Genomic DNA, 16,143 nt, shown 5'->3' with positions numbered 1-16,143 from the left:
CGTCACCGCCCGAACGGCGGTGGCGGCGAAGCCAACAGCTCACGCAACTGCGAACCGTCGCGCAATCCGCACCGACGCGCTGCGGCGTGGAACGACTCACCGGCGAGCACCAGTCCGACCGCGCCCTCCATCCGCACCGCCACCACGTACTCCCGCAACGTGCAGCCCACCTGCGACCTGAACAGCCGGGTCAGGTGCCGCGCGCTCACCCCGATATCGGCCGCGACCTTGTCGAGCGTGTATTTGGCGGCGGGGTCGGCGTTGATGGTCTGCAGCAGGTGCTCCAGGCGGGGATGGCTGGGCCGCGGGGTTCGTGCGGACACCGACAGCTGCGGATGCCCCTCCAGACGCCTGCTGAAAACCACCATGTCTTTGCCGATTTCGTGCGCGATCGCCGCCCCATGATCGTCGGCCACCATTGCGAGCGTCAGGTCGATGCCCGCCGCCACGCCGGCCGAGCTCCAGATCTCACCGTCACGGACGTACACCGATTCGGATTCCAGCACCGCCTCTGGATGTCGACGGGCGAAGACGTCGAGAAGGCGCCAGTGCGTCGTGGTGCGCACACCGTCGAGCAACCCCGCCGCCGCGAGTGCGAACGAACCGGCGCAGATCGACGCCATGCGCCGCGCGGTCGGCGCGTGGCGGCGGATGGCCGCCACCAGACGAGGGTCGGGGCCAGGCGCCACCAGGCATTCACCGCCGGGCACCACCAGGGTGTCCACGGCGGATGGAAGCGCGGAGAGCGGTGCAGCTCCCAGGGTCATACCCGACGAGCAACGCACCGCCGTGTCACCCGTTACGGCGTACAGCTGGACGTCGTAGCGGCAGCGCAATGATCGGGCAACGTCGAAAACCTCCAACGGACCGGTCACATCCAGCGTGCGCACGCCGTCATACACCAGCACCGCAACCTGTTTGGACGCCGCAGGCATCAGCGCACCGCCTTGGGTGATGTCCGGATTTGCGTATCCGGCGTCCTAGTTCGTCGCGGATGGAAAACACGGTGTAACACGTTCGTAACAACGTCGCCGGAGCCTGATTTCATCGCCCGCGTGAAAGGAATCCGGCCGGATGAAGTTGCAGCACTATCTCGGTGGCCTGGAAGGGCTACCCGAACTGAGGAACCTCGAGAGGCGGGTGTTCGTCGAGGATTGGGAGAAGCGCATCTTCGGCATCCATGTCGCGATGATGGGCCTGTCCAAGCACCTGAGTGCCGCGCTGCCGAAATATCCGATCGATCAGGTGCCGACGACGTTCGCGGAGACCTGGACATGGGCCCACTTGCGCACCGGCGCCGAGGCGATGGACCCGTTCGACTACTTCAAGTACCGGTACTACGAGAAGTGGTTGGGTGGCATCACCCAGTTCTTAATCGACAAGGGCTACCTGACCGATGACGAACTGACCTCGCGGCAAACCGAATTGGCGTCAGGACAGGCTCCCGGTCTCCCCGATCCCCAGCCTGCGATCGATGATCAGGTGACGCGCTACCTGCGCAAGGGCGACTCCCCTCGCCGGGATGTGGCGCACCCCAAGTTCGCCGTCGGCGACAAGGTCCGGATCACCAACGTGCCCGCCGCCGAGCACACCCGACTGCCGGGCCACCTACGCGGTAGGACCGGCATCGTCGAGCGCATCTTCGAGGGCGACTACGCCTATTTCGTGGAGACCGGCGACGGCATCGGCACCCCGATGCCCGTCTACATCGTCGCGTTCGACCCGTCCGAGTTGTTCGGTGTGCGTGCCGAGGCCGGCCCGCAAATGTTCTACGCCGAGTTGTTCGAGGCCTACCTGGAAGGTATGTGATGAGCGGCCAGTTTCAGTATCCCGACGACCGGGAAGCGTCCAGCGCGGCGAAAGTCGAAGCGCTGGAATCACTTTTGATCTCCAAGGGGGTGATCAATCCGCAAACGGTCGACAAGGTGCTGGCCTATTTCGAATCGGAGATGACGCCGCTGAACGGTAAGCGGATCGTCGTCAAGGCGTGGACCGATCCCGACTTCGCGGCCAGGGTGGTCACCGACACGCCCGCCGCGATCGCCGAACTCGACCTACCCGAGGGCATGGCGGGCGCGGAGGGTGAACACCTGCAGGCCGTCGCCAACTCCCCCGGCGTACACAATTTGATCATCTGCACGCTGTGCTCGTGCTTTCCGTGGCCGGTGCTGGGGTTGCCACCGTACTGGTACAAGGATCCGGTGTTCCGGGCCAGGGCCGCGCGCGAACCGCGCAAGGTGCTCGCCGAGGTCGGTCTGCACCTGCCCGACGACACCGAAATCAAGGTCTGGGACAGCAGCGGACACTCCCGCTGGTTCGTGATCCCCGAACGGCCCTGCGGCACCGAGGATTTCACTGACGAGATGCTGATGGATCTGGTGACGACGGAATCCATGATGGGGGTCGCGTTGGCAGGGCAGGCGTCGTGAGGCTGCACGACACCTGCACAACCGATCAGGCCGCACCGCAGTTCGAGCACGAATGGCAGCGGCGGGCGTTCGGGTTGGCGTTGGCGCTGTCCGAATTCGGCCATTACCAGTGGAGTGAATTCCAGCAGAGTCTGATCGAGGCGATCGGTGAATGGGAGAGTGCACCGGCCGACGGGCGCGGCGACTGGCAGTACTACGACCACTGGGTCGCCGCACTCGAGAAGGTGATCGACGACCACCGGCTGCTGACCGCGCCGCCGAAACTGAACGGAGACGGACATGAGTGAAACAGTCGCCAAGAGCCGGTCGATCACGCTGGCAGGCGCCGGGTGGCTGAGTGTCACCGTGCTGCTGGCGTTGCTGACTCTGTACTTCGTCGGCCTCGACCAGGGCGCATCGTCGATCTTCGGCTCCAACACCGCGATTCACGAGTTCATGCACGACGCCCGTCACCTGCTGGGGTTCCCCTGCCACTAGCGCTCAGAGCGAGGCGGCGACCGCCCAGAGTTCTTCGGCCTGCGCCGGGTCGGTGCGGTCGATCGCGCTGAGCACGACGTCGGTGGCCCCGGCGTCCAGGTAGCGCTTGAGCTGACGCGCCACCGATTGCGCGGGGCCCACCACGGCGAGGTCGGCGACACTGTCGACCCGTTCCCTGGCGATGACCTTCTGATACGAGGGGATCGTCGCGTAGAACCCCAGCTCCTGCGCCGCCACCCGCTTCGCGAATTCGACGTCGTCGGACACCAGCACCGGCACCGAGGCGATCACCTTTGGTTTGGGTCTACCTGCGTCGGCAGCCGCCTTTGCGATCGTCGGTTCGATGAACTCCTCGATGGCACGCGGGCCGGCGATGAAAGGCAATGTGCCATCGGCTAATTCGCCTGTCACCTGCAGCGCTTTCGGTCCCATCGCCGCGACGTAGACGGGAACCGGTGTGCCTCCCGCGACGCGCACCGGCCAACCAGAATGTGCGCTGACCTCGGCACCGGTGAAGTCGACGGTCCCGGTGTCGAAGATGGCCCTCAGCACGGTGAGGTGTTCGCGAAGGCGGGTGATGGTGTTGGGCCACGACACGCCGAACGCCTGCCGTTCCGGCTCGTGCGCGCCCAGGCCGAGGCCGAGGCTGAAGTTGCCGTGCGATGCGGCCTGCGCCGTCTGCGCCTGCGACGCGATGATCAGCGGATGGCGCGGGTTGATCGGCACCACCGACGTCCCGACACCGAGCCCCGGCACCGCCGCGCCGACCAAACCCGCAAGCGATATCGCGTCGTGGTCGAGCTGCTGGGCCAGCCAGATCTGCCGGACGCCGAGCTCGTATGCGCGGGCGGCCTGCCCGATCACATCGTCGACGAGATTGGGGGCTTGCGGATTGGGGAAGAGCACGATTCCTGTCGGCATACCTGCGGGCAACCGCGGACCCCGCATCCGCTATTCCGAGAACCTACGACGCGTACTTCTCCATGACCTGCTTCCGCAGGCTCTCGGTCGCGACGTCGAGCACGATCTTCTTGGCCCGCGTGATCAGGAACTCGGGAATGGGGGCGCCCAGGTCGAGGATGATGTCGAAGCGCACCCTCGTCCTGTCGTCGCCCTCGGGTGTCAGGTTGTACTCGACGTGCTGGCCGCGCTGGTTGAACGTCGCCTTCGCATCCCACACCATCCAACGCGGGCCCCAGTTGTACTCGAGCACTTCCTTCTCGGTGATGCCCATGATCTTGAAAGTCGCCTTGACGTGACGGGGCTTGCCGTCGGGATGCCGGTCGATCACCTCGGCCTTCTTGTGCACCGGCGACCAATCCGGCACCGACTCGATGTCGGCGAGCGCCTCCAGAATCGCTTCAGGCGACGCCTCGAAGACGACCTCTCTCGATGCCCGGACAGCCATACCCGCAGAGTCTAGCTAACTCGCTGACGAACCGCAGCCCGTTTTGTAGCTAATTTATCTCACCAGTCGATTTCGTCGAGGGGCGTGATCGACTGGGGTGGTGAGCCGACCGGGCCTGCCGAGGTGCGGGAGAACCGCGGGGCAGGCGCTGCCTGATCAACACCATTGACAGTAACCATTGTTGAGCGCGCCCTGAGGTGTTCGTTCTGCGCTGCCTCACGCCAGGTGAGCACCGGAGTCACGCATGCATCGGTGCCCGCGAAGATCTCGGTCCACTCGTTGCGCGTCTTGCCTGCAAACTTCTCCGCGAACAACTTGTGGACGTCCGGGAAAGCCGCCGCGTCGAGTTGGTTGACGTCCTCGGCCGACAAACCTAGGCCGGTCAGCAATTGGGCAAAGAACTGCGGTTCGATCGCGCCGACCGCCATGTACTTGCCGTCGGCGGTCTCGTAGGTGCGGTAGAACGGCGCGCCGCCGTCGAGCATGAACGATTCGCGTTCGTCCTTGAGAGAGCCGGTCGACTTCATGGTCCACGCCATCTGCGCCAGGATCGATACCCCGTCGACCATAGCGGCGTCGATCACCTGGCCTTCACCCGACCGTTCCCGTTCGTAGAGCGCCGCGACGATGCCGAGCAGGACGAACATCGACCCGCCGCCGAAGTCGGCAACCAGATTCAGCGGCGCGACCGGCGGGCGGTCGCGGTAGCCGATCGCCGACAGCGCCCCGGTCTGCGACAGGTAGTTGATGTCGTGGCCCGCGGCCTGTGCCATCGGTCCGTGCTGCCCCCAGCCGGTGATGCGGGCGTAGATCAGCCGCGGGTTGACCGCCGCGCAGTCGTCGGGTCCGATGCCCAACCGTTCGCAGGTGCCTGGCCGGAAGCCGTCGAGCAGCACGTCGGCCTTGGCCGCCAGGCCCAGCAGCTTGGCCGGCTCGCGCTTGACGTCGAGATCGACGATGCGCTTACCGCGATGCAGCAGGTCCAACTCTTCGGCGGGAATCTGTAGGCCGCCCGGCCTGCGCACCCGCACCACGTCGGCGCCGAGGTCGGCGAGCACCATCGCGGCGTGCGGGCCGGGTCCGATGCCGCCGAGCTCGAGGACCTTCACCCCGGCCAGGGGTCCGGTGTTGGTCATCGAAGCAACGTAACTCAGGCGCGCCCGCGCACCTCGAAAACCCGCTTTCGCAATCCTTCGGTGGCGGTGTCCATCAACCCCTTGGCGCCTCGCTTGATCAGGAAGCCGGGCAGCGGCACGAGGAGATCGACGGTGAGCTCGAATCGAACCCGGGTGCCGTCGCACTCAGGGGTCAGCGTGTAGCGGGCAGCCTGCGCACGCTGTTGTTTGGAGCTCACCAGCGTCCAGCTCACGCCGTCGTCATGCACCGTGTAGTCGAGCACCTGCTCGTCGCGGACACCGACGATCTTGACCACCTGCCGGGACCGTCGGGGGTGGCCCGCCTCGTCGCGATCGAGGATTTCGACCTTTTGGTGCGCCGGCGACCACTTCGTCAGCGACTCGAGGTCATACAGCACATCCATGATTTCGTCGGGTGTCGCCTCGATGACGACCTCCCGTGTCTCGGTGACGGCCATTGGAAAACCGTAGCCATTCGGCGACCATCGAAGCGGACAGCGAGGAGTCGGCGGAGCAGAATGCCTGGCGGATCCGCTGGGAGCACCGGCGGCTACTTAGCCGAATCGTGATGTGGCAACAGGGCGCCGAGTTCGTCACGACTGGTTGTTCCGGTCTTCAGCATCGCCCGGTAGATGTGGCTTTCGACAGTGCGCACGGACAACGTCAACCGCTCGGCGACCGCGCGGTTCGACAGACCCTGACCGATCAACATCACGATCTCTGTTTCCCTGTCGGTCAACGGCAGACTCTCCCTGGCCTGCAGCAGCGCCGGGGTGCATGCGCCGCTCCGCTGCGCCAGCGCATCTGCGCGCGTGGAGCAGCCCAGGGCCGTGCCACGTTTGCCCTGCCGACGGTAAGCCAACGCGGCGAGGGCGGCGGCGTCGACGGCGGCGACTAGGTCACCCATGCGCTCGAATTCCTCGGAAACGACGCACAACTGGTCGGCATCGCCGTCGCCAAGGGCGGCTGCGAACCGCGCCGCAAGGCCGGCGCGTGGCCCCTCGACGATCGATTCGAGTAGACGCAACCGCGGCGCACTACCGCGATCACCGAACTGTGTGGCTGTCTGCAGACACAGCACTTCGTCGGCGAACCGGCCTGTCACTCTGCATCGTTCGGCTGCCGACAGCAGAACGCCGATCGCTTCGCTGACCGCCCCCTGGCTGGCCGACACCCATGCACGGGCCAGGCTGCGCTCAGGGTCGAGAGACCGGAATCGACGTTCGACAGCATCGAGCGCGACCAGTGTGGTCGCCGCCTCGCACGCCGAACCGCGCATCGCGACCGCGGTCGCATACGGGATGCGGTACCGGTAGCCCCAGCCGAACGGGTGCGATCCGCACAGGCCTGCCGTCGCACGCTCCAGGCGCAGGCATGCCTCGTGCAGGTTCCCTGCGCCCAGCGCCGCACGGCCGGCCACCGCATCGGCCAGTAGCTGTGCGATCCCGGGGAGATTGGCGGCTTCATGACGGACCATGGTTGCCACCTCGAGCGCCTTCGTGACCTGTCCGGACAGCTGCAGTGCGCTGATTTCCGCATCTGCGACGTTGAGCCGCACGTGCGGGGCCTCCAGCGGACGGCTTGCGATGCTGCGTCGCGCGGCCGCCAGGGCCGATGCCTCGGATGCCCGCCCAGCTTCCGCGTAGATCTGGGTGAGCGCCCACGTGACCTCAGCGCCGATGAGTGGAATGGCCTCGAGTGCAAGGTTTTTAGACGCCTGCACCGCGGCCTCCGGCTCGTCCATCGCGAACCAGTAGAGCGTGAGGAAGGCGTCAATGTAGCCACACGCATCGGGATGAGTGACCCGCGCGGCCTCGTCGATGAGCGCCTTGGCGCGGATCGGATCGGCCAGCGCCCACAGCATGTTGCTGGATCGGACGAACGCGACCCTCGCCTGATCGTGTTCATTCAGGTCGTCGCCGCGCATACCCGCGAGCACGGCTTCGGCCTCCTCACCCCGCCCGAGCCACGACAACGCGTATGCGCGAACGAAATTGGCCTCCGGCCCGACCCCGGCGCGATAAGCCGCCTCGGCGAGTCGTTGCGCAAGTGGCAGGTCCGCCAGCAGCACGGCGCCGTGCGCCGCCCTGACCAACAGATCGCCGTCCGGCGGTAGGTCCGACTCGAGACTCAACGTCGCGCGACGCACGACGGCCTTGATCTCGTCGCGGTCCGGCGCCGCGGCGAGTTCGGTGGCAACCAGTCCACGCAGCCGTCGCAGCCGGGTGTACGGGGCACGCTTGCGGCGTACTTCACCGTAGAGCGGATGCGCGATACGCACCTCGATGCTGCGACCGGCGGGGTCGATGGTGATCAAGCCGCGAGTCTCGGCCTCCTCCACCGCCGAAGCGTCCGTGATCCGAATCAGCGCCTCGAGTTCGATCGGCTCCCCCAGCGCCAGCACGTCGATGACATCGCTGACCGGCCCCGGCAGTTCTCCGATTCTGGCTTCGATGAGCTCGACCAGTCCGGGCGGCATGATCGGGTCACCGACCCACCGCCACGCGCCGCGCTCTTCGACCATGCGTCCGTCGGCCACCTCCTGCTCGACGATGTTGCGCAGGTAGAGCACATTGCCTCCGGTCAACTTCCACAGCCGCTGAACCGCGTCCGGATCGACCGGACCGGCCAGCGCGGCGGAGACCAACTCGGCGATCTGGTCGGACGACAACGCCTTCAACTCGAGTCGGTCGAACTGGCCTGCCGCCCACAACTCCTGCAGCCCGGTGGGCATGCGTGCGCAATCTCTCACGGTGAGGATCACCTTCGCCGCACCCCGCTGGACGACCTGATGGACGACGAAGATCGACAGATCGTCGAGCAGATGTAGATCGTCGACGCCCAGGACGACCTGCCGCGCCGAGTCCTGGGTGGTCAGCGACTCGATCACCCCACGCAACAACTGAAAGGTGTCGGTGACACCCGACGGCGCCCATGCTGCGAACGCGCCGAGTGGAATGCCCCGCGCCGAGGGGGTGCCCACCATCCAGCGGGTCTCACATCCCGCGGATGCCGCCGCGGCGAGCGCTTCGCGGACGACGCGGCTCTTGCCGACCCCCGCCGCTCCGCAAACATAGAGGCCTGACGTTGCCGGACAGGAGATGACGTCCTGAATAACTGCCATCTCGTCCGACCGGCCTATTAACGGCCACGTCAAACCCATGCAAGGAGGTTAAAAGACGCAATGTCGCTCGCGCGGTATTTACGTCGACTTCGCGCCGGCGACCCCAACTACTTTGCCTAGGAGACTACTTGGCGCCCTTGACCTTCAGCACCTGCTTGCGCAGCCCGTCGGTGGCGGTTTCCATCGCGCCCTTCATCGCCCGCTTGAGCACGAAGCCCGGCAGCGGCACCGACAGGTCGATGGCGATGTCGAACTTGACCTTCGTCTCGTCGCCGACCGGGGTCAGGGTGTAGCTGGCATCCTGGGCCTTCAGCTGGCCCGCCGAGATCAGGGTCCAGCTGGCCTTGTTGTCAGTCCAGGTGTACTCCACGACCTGTTCGTCGGAGATGCCTGCGGATTTCACCTTCATCTTCACCCGCTTGGGCCTGCCGTCGTCGTAGGCCTCCAAGATCTCGGCGCTCTGGTACTGCGGCGACCACGACGGTGTCGATTCGACGTCGGCGATGACGTCGAGAATCTCCTCCGGACTGGCCTCGATCACAACCTCACGGGAATCGCTGGTAGCCATGGCGCGACCATAACGGTTTACGGTTTGGACCATGCAGCTTTGGGAGTTGGTGGCCCGCGAACGCATCAGGGACACGCTGGCCCGGTACAACTGGTCCGGTGACGCTCTGCGGCTCGACGAACTCGCGCAGACGTTCTGCGAAGACGGCGAACTCGAACTGCGGGGCAGCAATCTCGTCCGCGGACGCGCCGCGATCGTCGACCTGCTGGGTAGCTTGCTATTTCACCGTTCTCACGAGATCGGCCTTGACCACTACGGCCGCTATCGCGACGTTTTCGTACCAGTCGACGACCACTGGTTGATCCGGCACCGCTTCGTGTCGACCGACTGGAGCGCACCGGAATCGACGATGGCGCGCTGAGGCGCCGGCGACGCACATTCGACGAAAGAGCGCGCAAGGGTTCACTCGGTAGGCTCCTGTCCCATGAGCACCGCTGTGGATCCGTCAATTCCGCCGAGCGGCCCGGGATGCGTCGAGTGCGACGCCGTCGGCGGCTGGTGGGTTCACCTACGCCGATGCGCGGCCTGTGGTCACATCGGCTGCTGCGACGACTCGCTGGCCCGGCATGCCTCCGCGCACTGGCGGGAAACCGGGCATCCGATCATCCGGTCGTACGAACCTGGCGAAGACTGGTTCTGGAACTTCGACGCAAACGAGTACTACGACGGACCGGAGTTGGCGCCGCCCGAAAGCCACCCGGCCGACCAGGCGGTGCCGGGTCCCGCCGAGCGGGTGCCCAAGGACTGGGTGGCACAACTGCGCCAGCGCGGCTGAGGACTTGTGGCCAAGGCCGGTGGCGAAAGCGCACTGACGGTTCTGGTCGCGTTCGGTGCGAACCTCGCGATTGCGGCCGCGAAGACGGCGGCCGCGGCAGTGTCGGGATCCGCGTCGATGCTCGCCGAAGCCGCACACTCGTGGGCCGACACCGGCAACGAGGTGTTTCTGTTGATCGCCAATCGGCGCAGCGCCCGCCCGGCCGACGACCGTCGCCCACTTGGTTATGGCCGCGAGGCGTACGTGTGGTCGCTGCTCGCAGCGATCGGGCTGTTCGTCGTCGGCGCGTCGGTGTCGATCTGGCACGGCATCACCGAGCTCACCAGTGACCAGGACCCGGGCGGCCGAGACTACACGCTTGCCTACGTCGTATTAGCTGTTTCCCTTGTGCTGGAGAGTATTTCGTTTACGCAAGCGGTCAGGCAGCTGCGCGCGGAAGCTCACACCCTGCATCGCGACCTGCTGACGCACGCGCTGGAAACGTCGGATCCGACCACCCGAGCGGTGTTCGCCGAAGACGCTGCGGCGTTGGTGGGCCTGGTCATCGCCGGGACGGGGATCGCGCTGCACGAGTTGACCGGTGTCGCCGCGTGGGACGCGATCGGGTCGATCCTGGTGGGCGTGCTGCTCGGCGTGGTCGCTGTGCTGCTGATCGACCGCAACCGCCGGTTCCTGACCGGTGAGCCAGGGTCGGCGGACCTGAGAGATGCGGCGGTCACCCGGGTGCGGCAACTCGATGGTGTCGCCGAGGTGCGGTACCTGCGGCTGGAATTCATTGGGCCCAAACAGCTTTTCCTGGTGGCCAGCGTGGATCTCACGGGCGACGACGCGGAGTCGTCGGTGGCACGCAGGCTGCGCCACCTCGAGCGCGAACTGGAGGACGACCCGTACGTGGTCGACGCCGTGCTGACCGTTTCCGAACCCGACGACGCGGGTAGTCACCAGCGGTGAACAGCAAGAAGCCACAGACCGACGACGACGTCGAAAGCGATCCGGCGAAAGGCGCGGGCGAACGCAGCGACTGGTCCGACGAAGGCGGCGCCACACCGAGTGGGCCTGCCGAAGACACCGACGACCGCTAGATCGCCTCGCCCAGCAACGACAACGTCTCGGCGGCAGTGTATTTGGGCGTCCACCCCAAGACGGTCTTCGCCTTGGTGGTGTCCATCAGCACCGACGTGCGGCCCGCATGCAGCCACTCCAGCGCCGACGGCACGAACGGCAGGCGGGCGATGACTTGTGACGCCGCGGACGCGGTGACGCGGGGCAACCGGATGGGCCTGGCACCGAGCGCCTCGGCCACGTCGGACATCGACAGCACCCCGTCACCGGCGAGGTTGTAGGCGCCGGGCGGGGCGGAAGTCGTTGCCGCCAAAGCGATTGCCGCAGCGACGTCGTCGTGGTGAACGAGTTGCAGCGGCGTGCCGGGATCGGGGAATGGCGGCTTGAGTACCGGGAGCGCCTGCGCGATGCGCTTCACCGGGCCAGGCAGCTGGTTCCACGGCATCGCCTCAGCCAACGCGGGCGCCTTCGGGCCGGCGACGATGCACGGCCGCAACACGTACACCTCCAGCGACGAGCCGCCGGTGATCTCGGCCAGCGCCGCCTCACACGCAGCCTTCTGTTCGGAGTAATAGTGCTCTGGGGAACCTCGCGGCGGCACATCCTCGGTGATCGGCACCGGATTGTCGGCGTGATAGCCGTAGGCGGCCACCGACGATGTGTACACGAGTCGGCGCGGCCGCGCCGCTGCCACCGTCGCCTCGAAGACGTTGCGGGTGCCCTGCAGGTTGACGCGGGCGCTCTCCTCCCGCGAGCCCAGAATGATGAACGCAAGATGGATCACCACGTCGGCGTCGGCGACCAACGCGTCGACGGCTTCGCGGTCCAGGATGTCGCCTTGCAGGTATTGCGTCCGGGTCCACCCGTGAGCGGCCGGATCGAACGGCCGTCGCGCCATCCCGACGATTCGACCGACTGCGGGGTCGTTTTCCAGCGCCTGGACCGCCGAGATACCGATGTCACCGGTGGGACCTGTGACGGCAACTGTGAGGGACATACCCGGTGGCGTTCCCCGCCGCCCGGCCGAACAAACAGCGCCGAGACTACGGTTTCTGATGGATTCTGCTGATTCTTCGTCAGAAACCGGGGTCTCGGCGGATACACCTACGCGTCGGCGAGCGCCGCCTTGGCCGCGTTGTAGCCGGGAACGAACGTGATACCGGGCCCGCCGTGGCAGCCCGCGCTGCCCAGATACAACCCCCCGATCGGAATCGGTTGGTCGACATAACCTTTCGGCCCCGGCCGGTTGATGCCGATCTGGTCGGGATGGATCAGACCGTGGCAGTAGTCGCCGCCGGGCGCCCCGAACATGGTGCCCATGTGCTTGGGCGTGAACGTGGTGTGCCTGATGATGAGATCCGCGAAGTTCGGCGCCAGTTTCGTGATCTTGTCGATCACCCGTTGCCCCATCTGCACTTTCATCTCCCCGTAGCCGACGTCGCCTTCTTCCCGGTTATCTCCGCTCCTCGCGTCCGCGGGCGGAAACCACAGCGAGAACGCCGACGCGGCGTGCTTGCCCGGCGGCGCGAGACCGGGATCGTTGACCGACGGAATCTGAAGCGCGATGGACGGATCGGCGGGCACGATGCCGCGCCTGCAGTCCTCCCACTGTTGCTGCAGTTCCTCTGGCGTGCTGAAGATCCCGATATTCGACTGCATCGCCGGGTCGTTCAACAGTTCGTAGGGTGCGGCGAACTCCGGTATCCCGTCGAGCGCAAAGTGCATCTGCAGGTAGCTACCGCGGTGATCGATACGGGAGAACCGCTCCCGGATGTCGGCGGGCATCGCCGCCCCGTCCACCAGACCGACCGTCAGATCGGGTGCGATACCGGACACCACGACCGGCGCGGTGAGCGTCGTACCGTCTTCCAGGCGGACGCCGGTGACCCGTCCGTCGGCGACCAGGATCTCCTCGACCTTGCTGCGTAGGCGCAACTCTCCGCCGCTGGCGGTGTACACGTCGAGCAGGTGTGTGGTGAGGGCGCCGATGCCGCCGCGCAGTTTCTTGACCAGCAGCGCGTTCTCGTCGGGAACGGCGAAGCCGTACGCCAACGCGGCGGCGGTGCCGGGAGTCGCAGGTCCGCGATAGGTGGTGTTACACGCCAACAGCGCGAGCATGCCGCGCAACGCACCGTTCTTCTCCTTGTCCGGCAGATAGCGGTCGATCACATCGGTGACGGATCCGAACAGCAGGTCGGTGATCGTCGAACGCTCGAATTCGCTAGTCGCGCAGGCATACATCTCGTCGAGAGTCTTCGGTGGCTGGCCAGCGTCGAAGCGCCCCAACGCGCGCGTCGGCGCCTGGCACCAGGCCATCAGCCCGGCCATTCCGTTGACGGCCTCGGCGCCGTGCACCTCGTTGATGTGGGTGAGCAGCTTCATCGGATCGGTGTAGTAGACGAGGGGTTCGTCGCCGACGCCGCGCAGCGATACCGACATCACGTCGAGCTCGACGGTCGGCAGCTCGTCGAGTCCGAGTTCGCGGCTCACCACCGCCGAGGTCGGAATCTGCACCGAGCCTGCGATCTCGAACTTGTAGCCGTCGAACAACTCCACCGTGGACGCCATTCCGCCGGCGTACAGCTTGGAATCGAGGCACAGCGTGCGCAGTCCGGCCTTCTGCAGCAGCACCGCCGCAGTCAGCCCGTTGTGGCCCGCGCCAACGACAATCGCGTCAAAGTCCGTCATCGGCTGAGGCTGACACGGGTCCGATAGTTTTGTCAATATTGACAAAACTAGGGGTCAATCCCGCTCCCCCAGCCCTGTCCGCAGCGACTTCAGCGCGGCGCGGCACAACCGGTCCAGTTCGGGCAGCGACCGGTCCTCGCCCAGCATCCAGACCTCCATCGCCCCGAACACCGCGGCGGCGATGCAGCGCGCGGTGACCGTGATGCGCATCCGCTCGTCGGTGCCCGCCTTGGGCGGATTGTCGCCGGTGAGTCGCTCCTCGATCGCCTCGGCGAAGTCGACCTCGAGTTGCCGGATGTGCCGGACGATCCGGCCGGGTTCGAGTTCCTGCGCCCGAAGCGCGGCGATCTCGGTCACCGCCCAGTCGTCGTAGGGCCGTGCCATGATCGCCGCTTGCACCGACTCGATGATCGGTTCGTCGGCCGAGCGCTCCGCCAGCGCCTTGCGGAACCAGTGCACACCGGCGTCGTAATCGGCGAACAGCAGATCGTGCTTCGAGGCGAAGTGGCGATAGAAGGTCCGCAGCGACACCCCCGCGTCGGCTGCGATCTGCTCGGCTGAGGTGTCCTCGATGCCCTGCGCGGTGAACCGCACCACGGCGGCGCGGCGCAGCGCCTCGCGGGTGCGCTCGCTGCGTGCCGTTTGGGCAGGCCGGACCATGTGCGTAAGGTACCGCACTCCAGTTATGTCAATATTGACAAAACTCGGATGGCTGGCGACACTCCGGAAATGGTCTCCCTCGTCGTGCACGCAATTCTCGGAATCGTCACCGTGTGGTTCACCATCGCGTCGAACCCGAAGATCTTCAACCGGCCCGCCGGCGGCGCCCGCTTCTCGACTCTCGAGATCGTGTTCTGGGCGATCGGCCTGGCGTCACTGCCGCTGTGCTGGTACTTCAACGTCCAATACGTGTACGGATACTCCGCCAACCCCTTCTGGGGCGACGGCGCGAACTGGACGCAGTTTATCTCGATGGGCTACGTCAACCCCGCGGCGGCCTCCGCCAGCGCCGATTACACGATCGTCAATGTTCTTCTGCTGCCGCTGTTCACGATCATCGACGGGCGTCGACGCGGCATCCGGCGGCCGTGGCTGTTCTTCGTGTCCAGCCTGTTCACCAGCTGCGCGTTCGCCTACGCGTTCTACTTCGCGACCGTCGAGCGGCAGCATCGGCACAAGATTAGCGACCTCGAGGTGCCATCTCGCGTGTGAGACTGCACATGTGAGAGTTCACCACCTCAACTGCGGAACGATTTATCCGCTCGGGTGCGGACAGATGGTGTGTCACGTCCTGCTCGTCGAGGCCTACAACGGCCTGGTGTTAATCGACACGGGCTTCGGAACGCACGACTGCGCCGACCCATGGCGTCGGGTGGGAGCCTCCCGCACCTTCGTCCGACCAGTGCTCGACCCTGCCGAGTCCGCTGTCAAACAGGTTGACCGTCTTGGCTTTCGGGCTGACGACGTCCGCCATGTCCTGATCACCCACTTCGATTGCGACCACATCGGCGGAATCGCGGATTTCCCCAACGCCCAGGTGCACATCACCGGCACGGAGGCGTTCGGCGCGCTACGGACGCCGACCCGCTCAGAGAAGATGCGGTTCCGCACCATCCGGTGGGCGCACGGACCCAAGATCGTCGAGCACACGCCCGACGGCGAGAAGTGGCGCGGATTCGCGGCGGCCAAGGAACTCGACGAGGTGTCACCGGGCATCGCGTTGATTTCGTTACCGGGGCACACCCGAGGCCATGCCTGCGTGGCGGTCGACGCCGGACACCGGTGGGTGCTGCACTGCGGTGACGCGTACTTTCATCACGGCACGCTGGACGGAACGGCGCGCATGCCACGGTCGCTCGCCGCATTCGAACGGGCAACGGCGTTCGATTGGAAGATGGTGCAGGACAACCACGCTCGCCTCGTCGAGTTGTATCGAAGCGGTGCTCCCGACATGCTCATCGTGTGCTCGCACGACCGCAAGCTCTACGAACACGCCAAGAACACCGCCTAGGGGGACGAATGCAGGTCACGTCACAAACAACGGTTGCCGCGCCAATCGACGCCGTATGGGATGCGCTGAGCGATCACGTCGGGATCGGCCGATGGGCGCCCGGGCTGGCTGTGACGATGGACAAAGTCGGCGCAGGCGATCCGAACGGCCTTGGCGCCGTTCGGCGTATCGCGGTCGCGGGACCTGCACCGGACCTCGTCGAAGAAGTCGTGGCATTCGAACCGCCTCATCTGCTCGGGTACAAAGCGCTGGCCGGCGTGCCGTTTCCCGGCTACGGAGGCGAGGTGCGGCTCAGCGAGGCAGGGACGGGCACGCAAATCACCTACACCCTCACGTCCAGCGCCCGGCTGCCGCTGGTCAAGGCGCCACTGGCGGCGGTCTGCCTGTTGTTGATCCGGATGCTCGCGCGCTCTGCCACCCGGCAAAACTGAGGCGGCTCTTGACGCGGTACCGTCAGGTACCGTA

21 protein-coding genes are annotated in these 16,143 nt (G+C 66.0%); 11 read left to right on the top strand and 10 right to left on the bottom strand.

From position 1 onward, the window contains the following. Positions 1-2 precede the first annotated feature (2 nt). Positions 3-935: a GlxA family transcriptional regulator gene (locus A5724_RS18285; protein ID WP_067804944.1), complete on the bottom strand. Its 933-nt coding sequence runs from the start codon at positions 933-935 to the stop codon at positions 3-5. A gap of 139 nt (positions 936-1,074) precedes the next feature. Here A5724_RS18285 and nthB point away from each other — a divergent pair, with 139 nt between their 5' ends. Genes nthB through A5724_RS18265 form a run of 4 tightly spaced genes read left to right on the top strand, consistent with a single transcriptional unit; the run spans position 1,075 to position 2,906 of the window. After that, the gene (gene nthB, locus A5724_RS18280; RefSeq protein WP_067804941.1) at positions 1,075-1,809 is read left to right on the top strand and encodes a nitrile hydratase subunit beta; all 735 of its coding nucleotides are present in this window, start codon (positions 1,075-1,077) and stop codon (positions 1,807-1,809) included. Beyond that, positions 1,809-2,429: a nitrile hydratase subunit alpha gene (gene nthA, locus A5724_RS18275; protein WP_067804939.1), complete on the top strand. Its 621-nt coding sequence runs from the start codon at positions 1,809-1,811 to the stop codon at positions 2,427-2,429. Before nthB ends, nthA begins: the two co-directional genes overlap by 1 nt. Next, a complete protein-coding gene (locus A5724_RS18270; protein ID WP_067804936.1) occupies positions 2,426-2,716 on the top strand; it encodes a nitrile hydratase accessory protein in 291 nt (96 codons plus the stop codon). The genes nthA and A5724_RS18270 overlap by 4 nt, the downstream gene beginning before the upstream one ends. Beyond that, complete coding sequence (locus A5724_RS18265; RefSeq protein ID WP_067804933.1) at positions 2,709-2,906, top strand: CbtB domain-containing protein; 198 nt, start codon at positions 2,709-2,711, stop codon at positions 2,904-2,906. The genes A5724_RS18270 and A5724_RS18265 overlap by 8 nt, the downstream gene beginning before the upstream one ends. A 3-nt stretch (positions 2,907-2,909) precedes the next feature. Here the strand turns inward: A5724_RS18265 and A5724_RS18260 are convergent, their stop codons facing one another. From A5724_RS18260 to A5724_RS18235, 6 genes are all read right to left on the bottom strand, one after another. Further along, positions 2,910-3,827, bottom strand: a complete 918-nt coding sequence (locus A5724_RS18260) for an LLM class F420-dependent oxidoreductase (protein ID WP_067804929.1) — start codon at positions 3,825-3,827, stop codon at positions 2,910-2,912. A gap of 43 nt (positions 3,828-3,870) precedes the next feature. Next, a complete protein-coding gene (locus A5724_RS18255; RefSeq protein WP_067804926.1) occupies positions 3,871-4,314 on the bottom strand; it encodes an SRPBCC family protein in 444 nt (147 codons plus the stop codon). A gap of 59 nt (positions 4,315-4,373) precedes the next feature. Further along, positions 4,374-5,450, bottom strand: a complete 1,077-nt coding sequence (locus A5724_RS18250; protein WP_067804923.1) for a CaiB/BaiF CoA-transferase family protein — start codon at positions 5,448-5,450, stop codon at positions 4,374-4,376. Positions 5,451-5,464: 14 nt separating this feature from the next. Beyond that, positions 5,465-5,908, bottom strand: coding sequence for an SRPBCC family protein (locus A5724_RS18245; RefSeq protein ID WP_067804918.1), 444 nt, complete (start codon positions 5,906-5,908; stop codon positions 5,465-5,467). Positions 5,909-6,000: 92 nt separating this feature from the next. After that, positions 6,001-8,613, bottom strand: coding sequence for a LuxR C-terminal-related transcriptional regulator (locus A5724_RS18240; RefSeq protein WP_067804916.1), 2,613 nt, complete (start codon positions 8,611-8,613; stop codon positions 6,001-6,003). An 85-nt stretch (positions 8,614-8,698) separates the two neighbouring features. Next, complete coding sequence (locus tag A5724_RS18235; RefSeq protein ID WP_067804913.1) at positions 8,699-9,142, bottom strand: SRPBCC family protein; 444 nt, start codon at positions 9,140-9,142, stop codon at positions 8,699-8,701. A 31-nt stretch (positions 9,143-9,173) separates the two neighbouring features. Between A5724_RS18235 and A5724_RS18230 the strand changes: the two genes are divergently transcribed. From A5724_RS18230 to A5724_RS34940, 4 genes are all read left to right on the top strand, one after another. After that, positions 9,174-9,503, top strand: coding sequence for a nuclear transport factor 2 family protein (locus tag A5724_RS18230; RefSeq protein ID WP_067804910.1), 330 nt, complete (start codon positions 9,174-9,176; stop codon positions 9,501-9,503). Between the two features lie 63 nt (positions 9,504-9,566). Then, on the top strand, positions 9,567-9,917 hold the full coding sequence (locus A5724_RS18225; protein WP_067804907.1) for a UBP-type zinc finger domain-containing protein: 351 nt from the start codon (positions 9,567-9,569) through the stop codon (positions 9,915-9,917). A 6-nt stretch (positions 9,918-9,923) separates the two neighbouring features. Further along, positions 9,924-10,868 (top strand): cation diffusion facilitator family transporter, encoded by a 945-nt coding sequence (locus A5724_RS18220; protein WP_067804905.1) that lies wholly within the window; start codon positions 9,924-9,926, stop codon positions 10,866-10,868. Continuing rightward, positions 10,865-10,999 (top strand): hypothetical protein, encoded by a 135-nt coding sequence (locus A5724_RS34940; protein WP_255397285.1) that lies wholly within the window; start codon positions 10,865-10,867, stop codon positions 10,997-10,999. The genes A5724_RS18220 and A5724_RS34940 overlap by 4 nt, the downstream gene beginning before the upstream one ends. On the opposite strand, the gene A5724_RS18215 is transcribed toward A5724_RS34940, so the two are convergent. The 3 genes from A5724_RS18215 to A5724_RS18205 form a co-directional block, all read right to left on the bottom strand. Further along, positions 10,996-11,976, bottom strand: a complete 981-nt coding sequence (locus tag A5724_RS18215) for an NAD-dependent epimerase/dehydratase family protein (protein WP_067804903.1) — start codon at positions 11,974-11,976, stop codon at positions 10,996-10,998. The two genes, A5724_RS34940 and A5724_RS18215, sit on opposite strands and share 4 nt — an antisense overlap. A 107-nt stretch (positions 11,977-12,083) precedes the next feature. Further along, positions 12,084-13,667, bottom strand: coding sequence for an NAD(P)/FAD-dependent oxidoreductase (locus A5724_RS18210; RefSeq protein WP_067804900.1), 1,584 nt, complete (start codon positions 13,665-13,667; stop codon positions 12,084-12,086). Positions 13,668-13,721: 54 nt separating this feature from the next. Further along, positions 13,722-14,327 (bottom strand): TetR/AcrR family transcriptional regulator, encoded by a 606-nt coding sequence (locus tag A5724_RS18205; protein ID WP_067804898.1) that lies wholly within the window; start codon positions 14,325-14,327, stop codon positions 13,722-13,724. 69 nt (positions 14,328-14,396) lie between these two features. Here A5724_RS18205 and A5724_RS18200 point away from each other — a divergent pair, with 69 nt between their 5' ends. Genes A5724_RS18200 through A5724_RS18190 form a run of 3 tightly spaced genes read left to right on the top strand, consistent with a single transcriptional unit; the run spans position 14,397 to position 16,109 of the window. Then, positions 14,397-14,879 (top strand): DUF2834 domain-containing protein, encoded by a 483-nt coding sequence (locus A5724_RS18200; RefSeq protein WP_067804895.1) that lies wholly within the window; start codon positions 14,397-14,399, stop codon positions 14,877-14,879. A 10-nt stretch (positions 14,880-14,889) separates the two neighbouring features. After that, positions 14,890-15,678, top strand: coding sequence for an MBL fold metallo-hydrolase (locus A5724_RS18195; protein WP_067804893.1), 789 nt, complete (start codon positions 14,890-14,892; stop codon positions 15,676-15,678). Positions 15,679-15,686: 8 nt separating this feature from the next. Next, positions 15,687-16,109, top strand: a complete 423-nt coding sequence (locus A5724_RS18190) for an SRPBCC family protein (RefSeq protein WP_067804890.1) — start codon at positions 15,687-15,689, stop codon at positions 16,107-16,109. Positions 16,110-16,143 lie beyond the last annotated feature (34 nt).

This window comes from Mycobacterium sp. ACS1612, assembly GCF_001667505.1.
Taxonomy (GTDB): domain Bacteria; phylum Actinomycetota; class Actinomycetes; order Mycobacteriales; family Mycobacteriaceae; genus Mycobacterium.
This window is presented reverse-complemented; position numbering and strand designations above follow the sequence as displayed.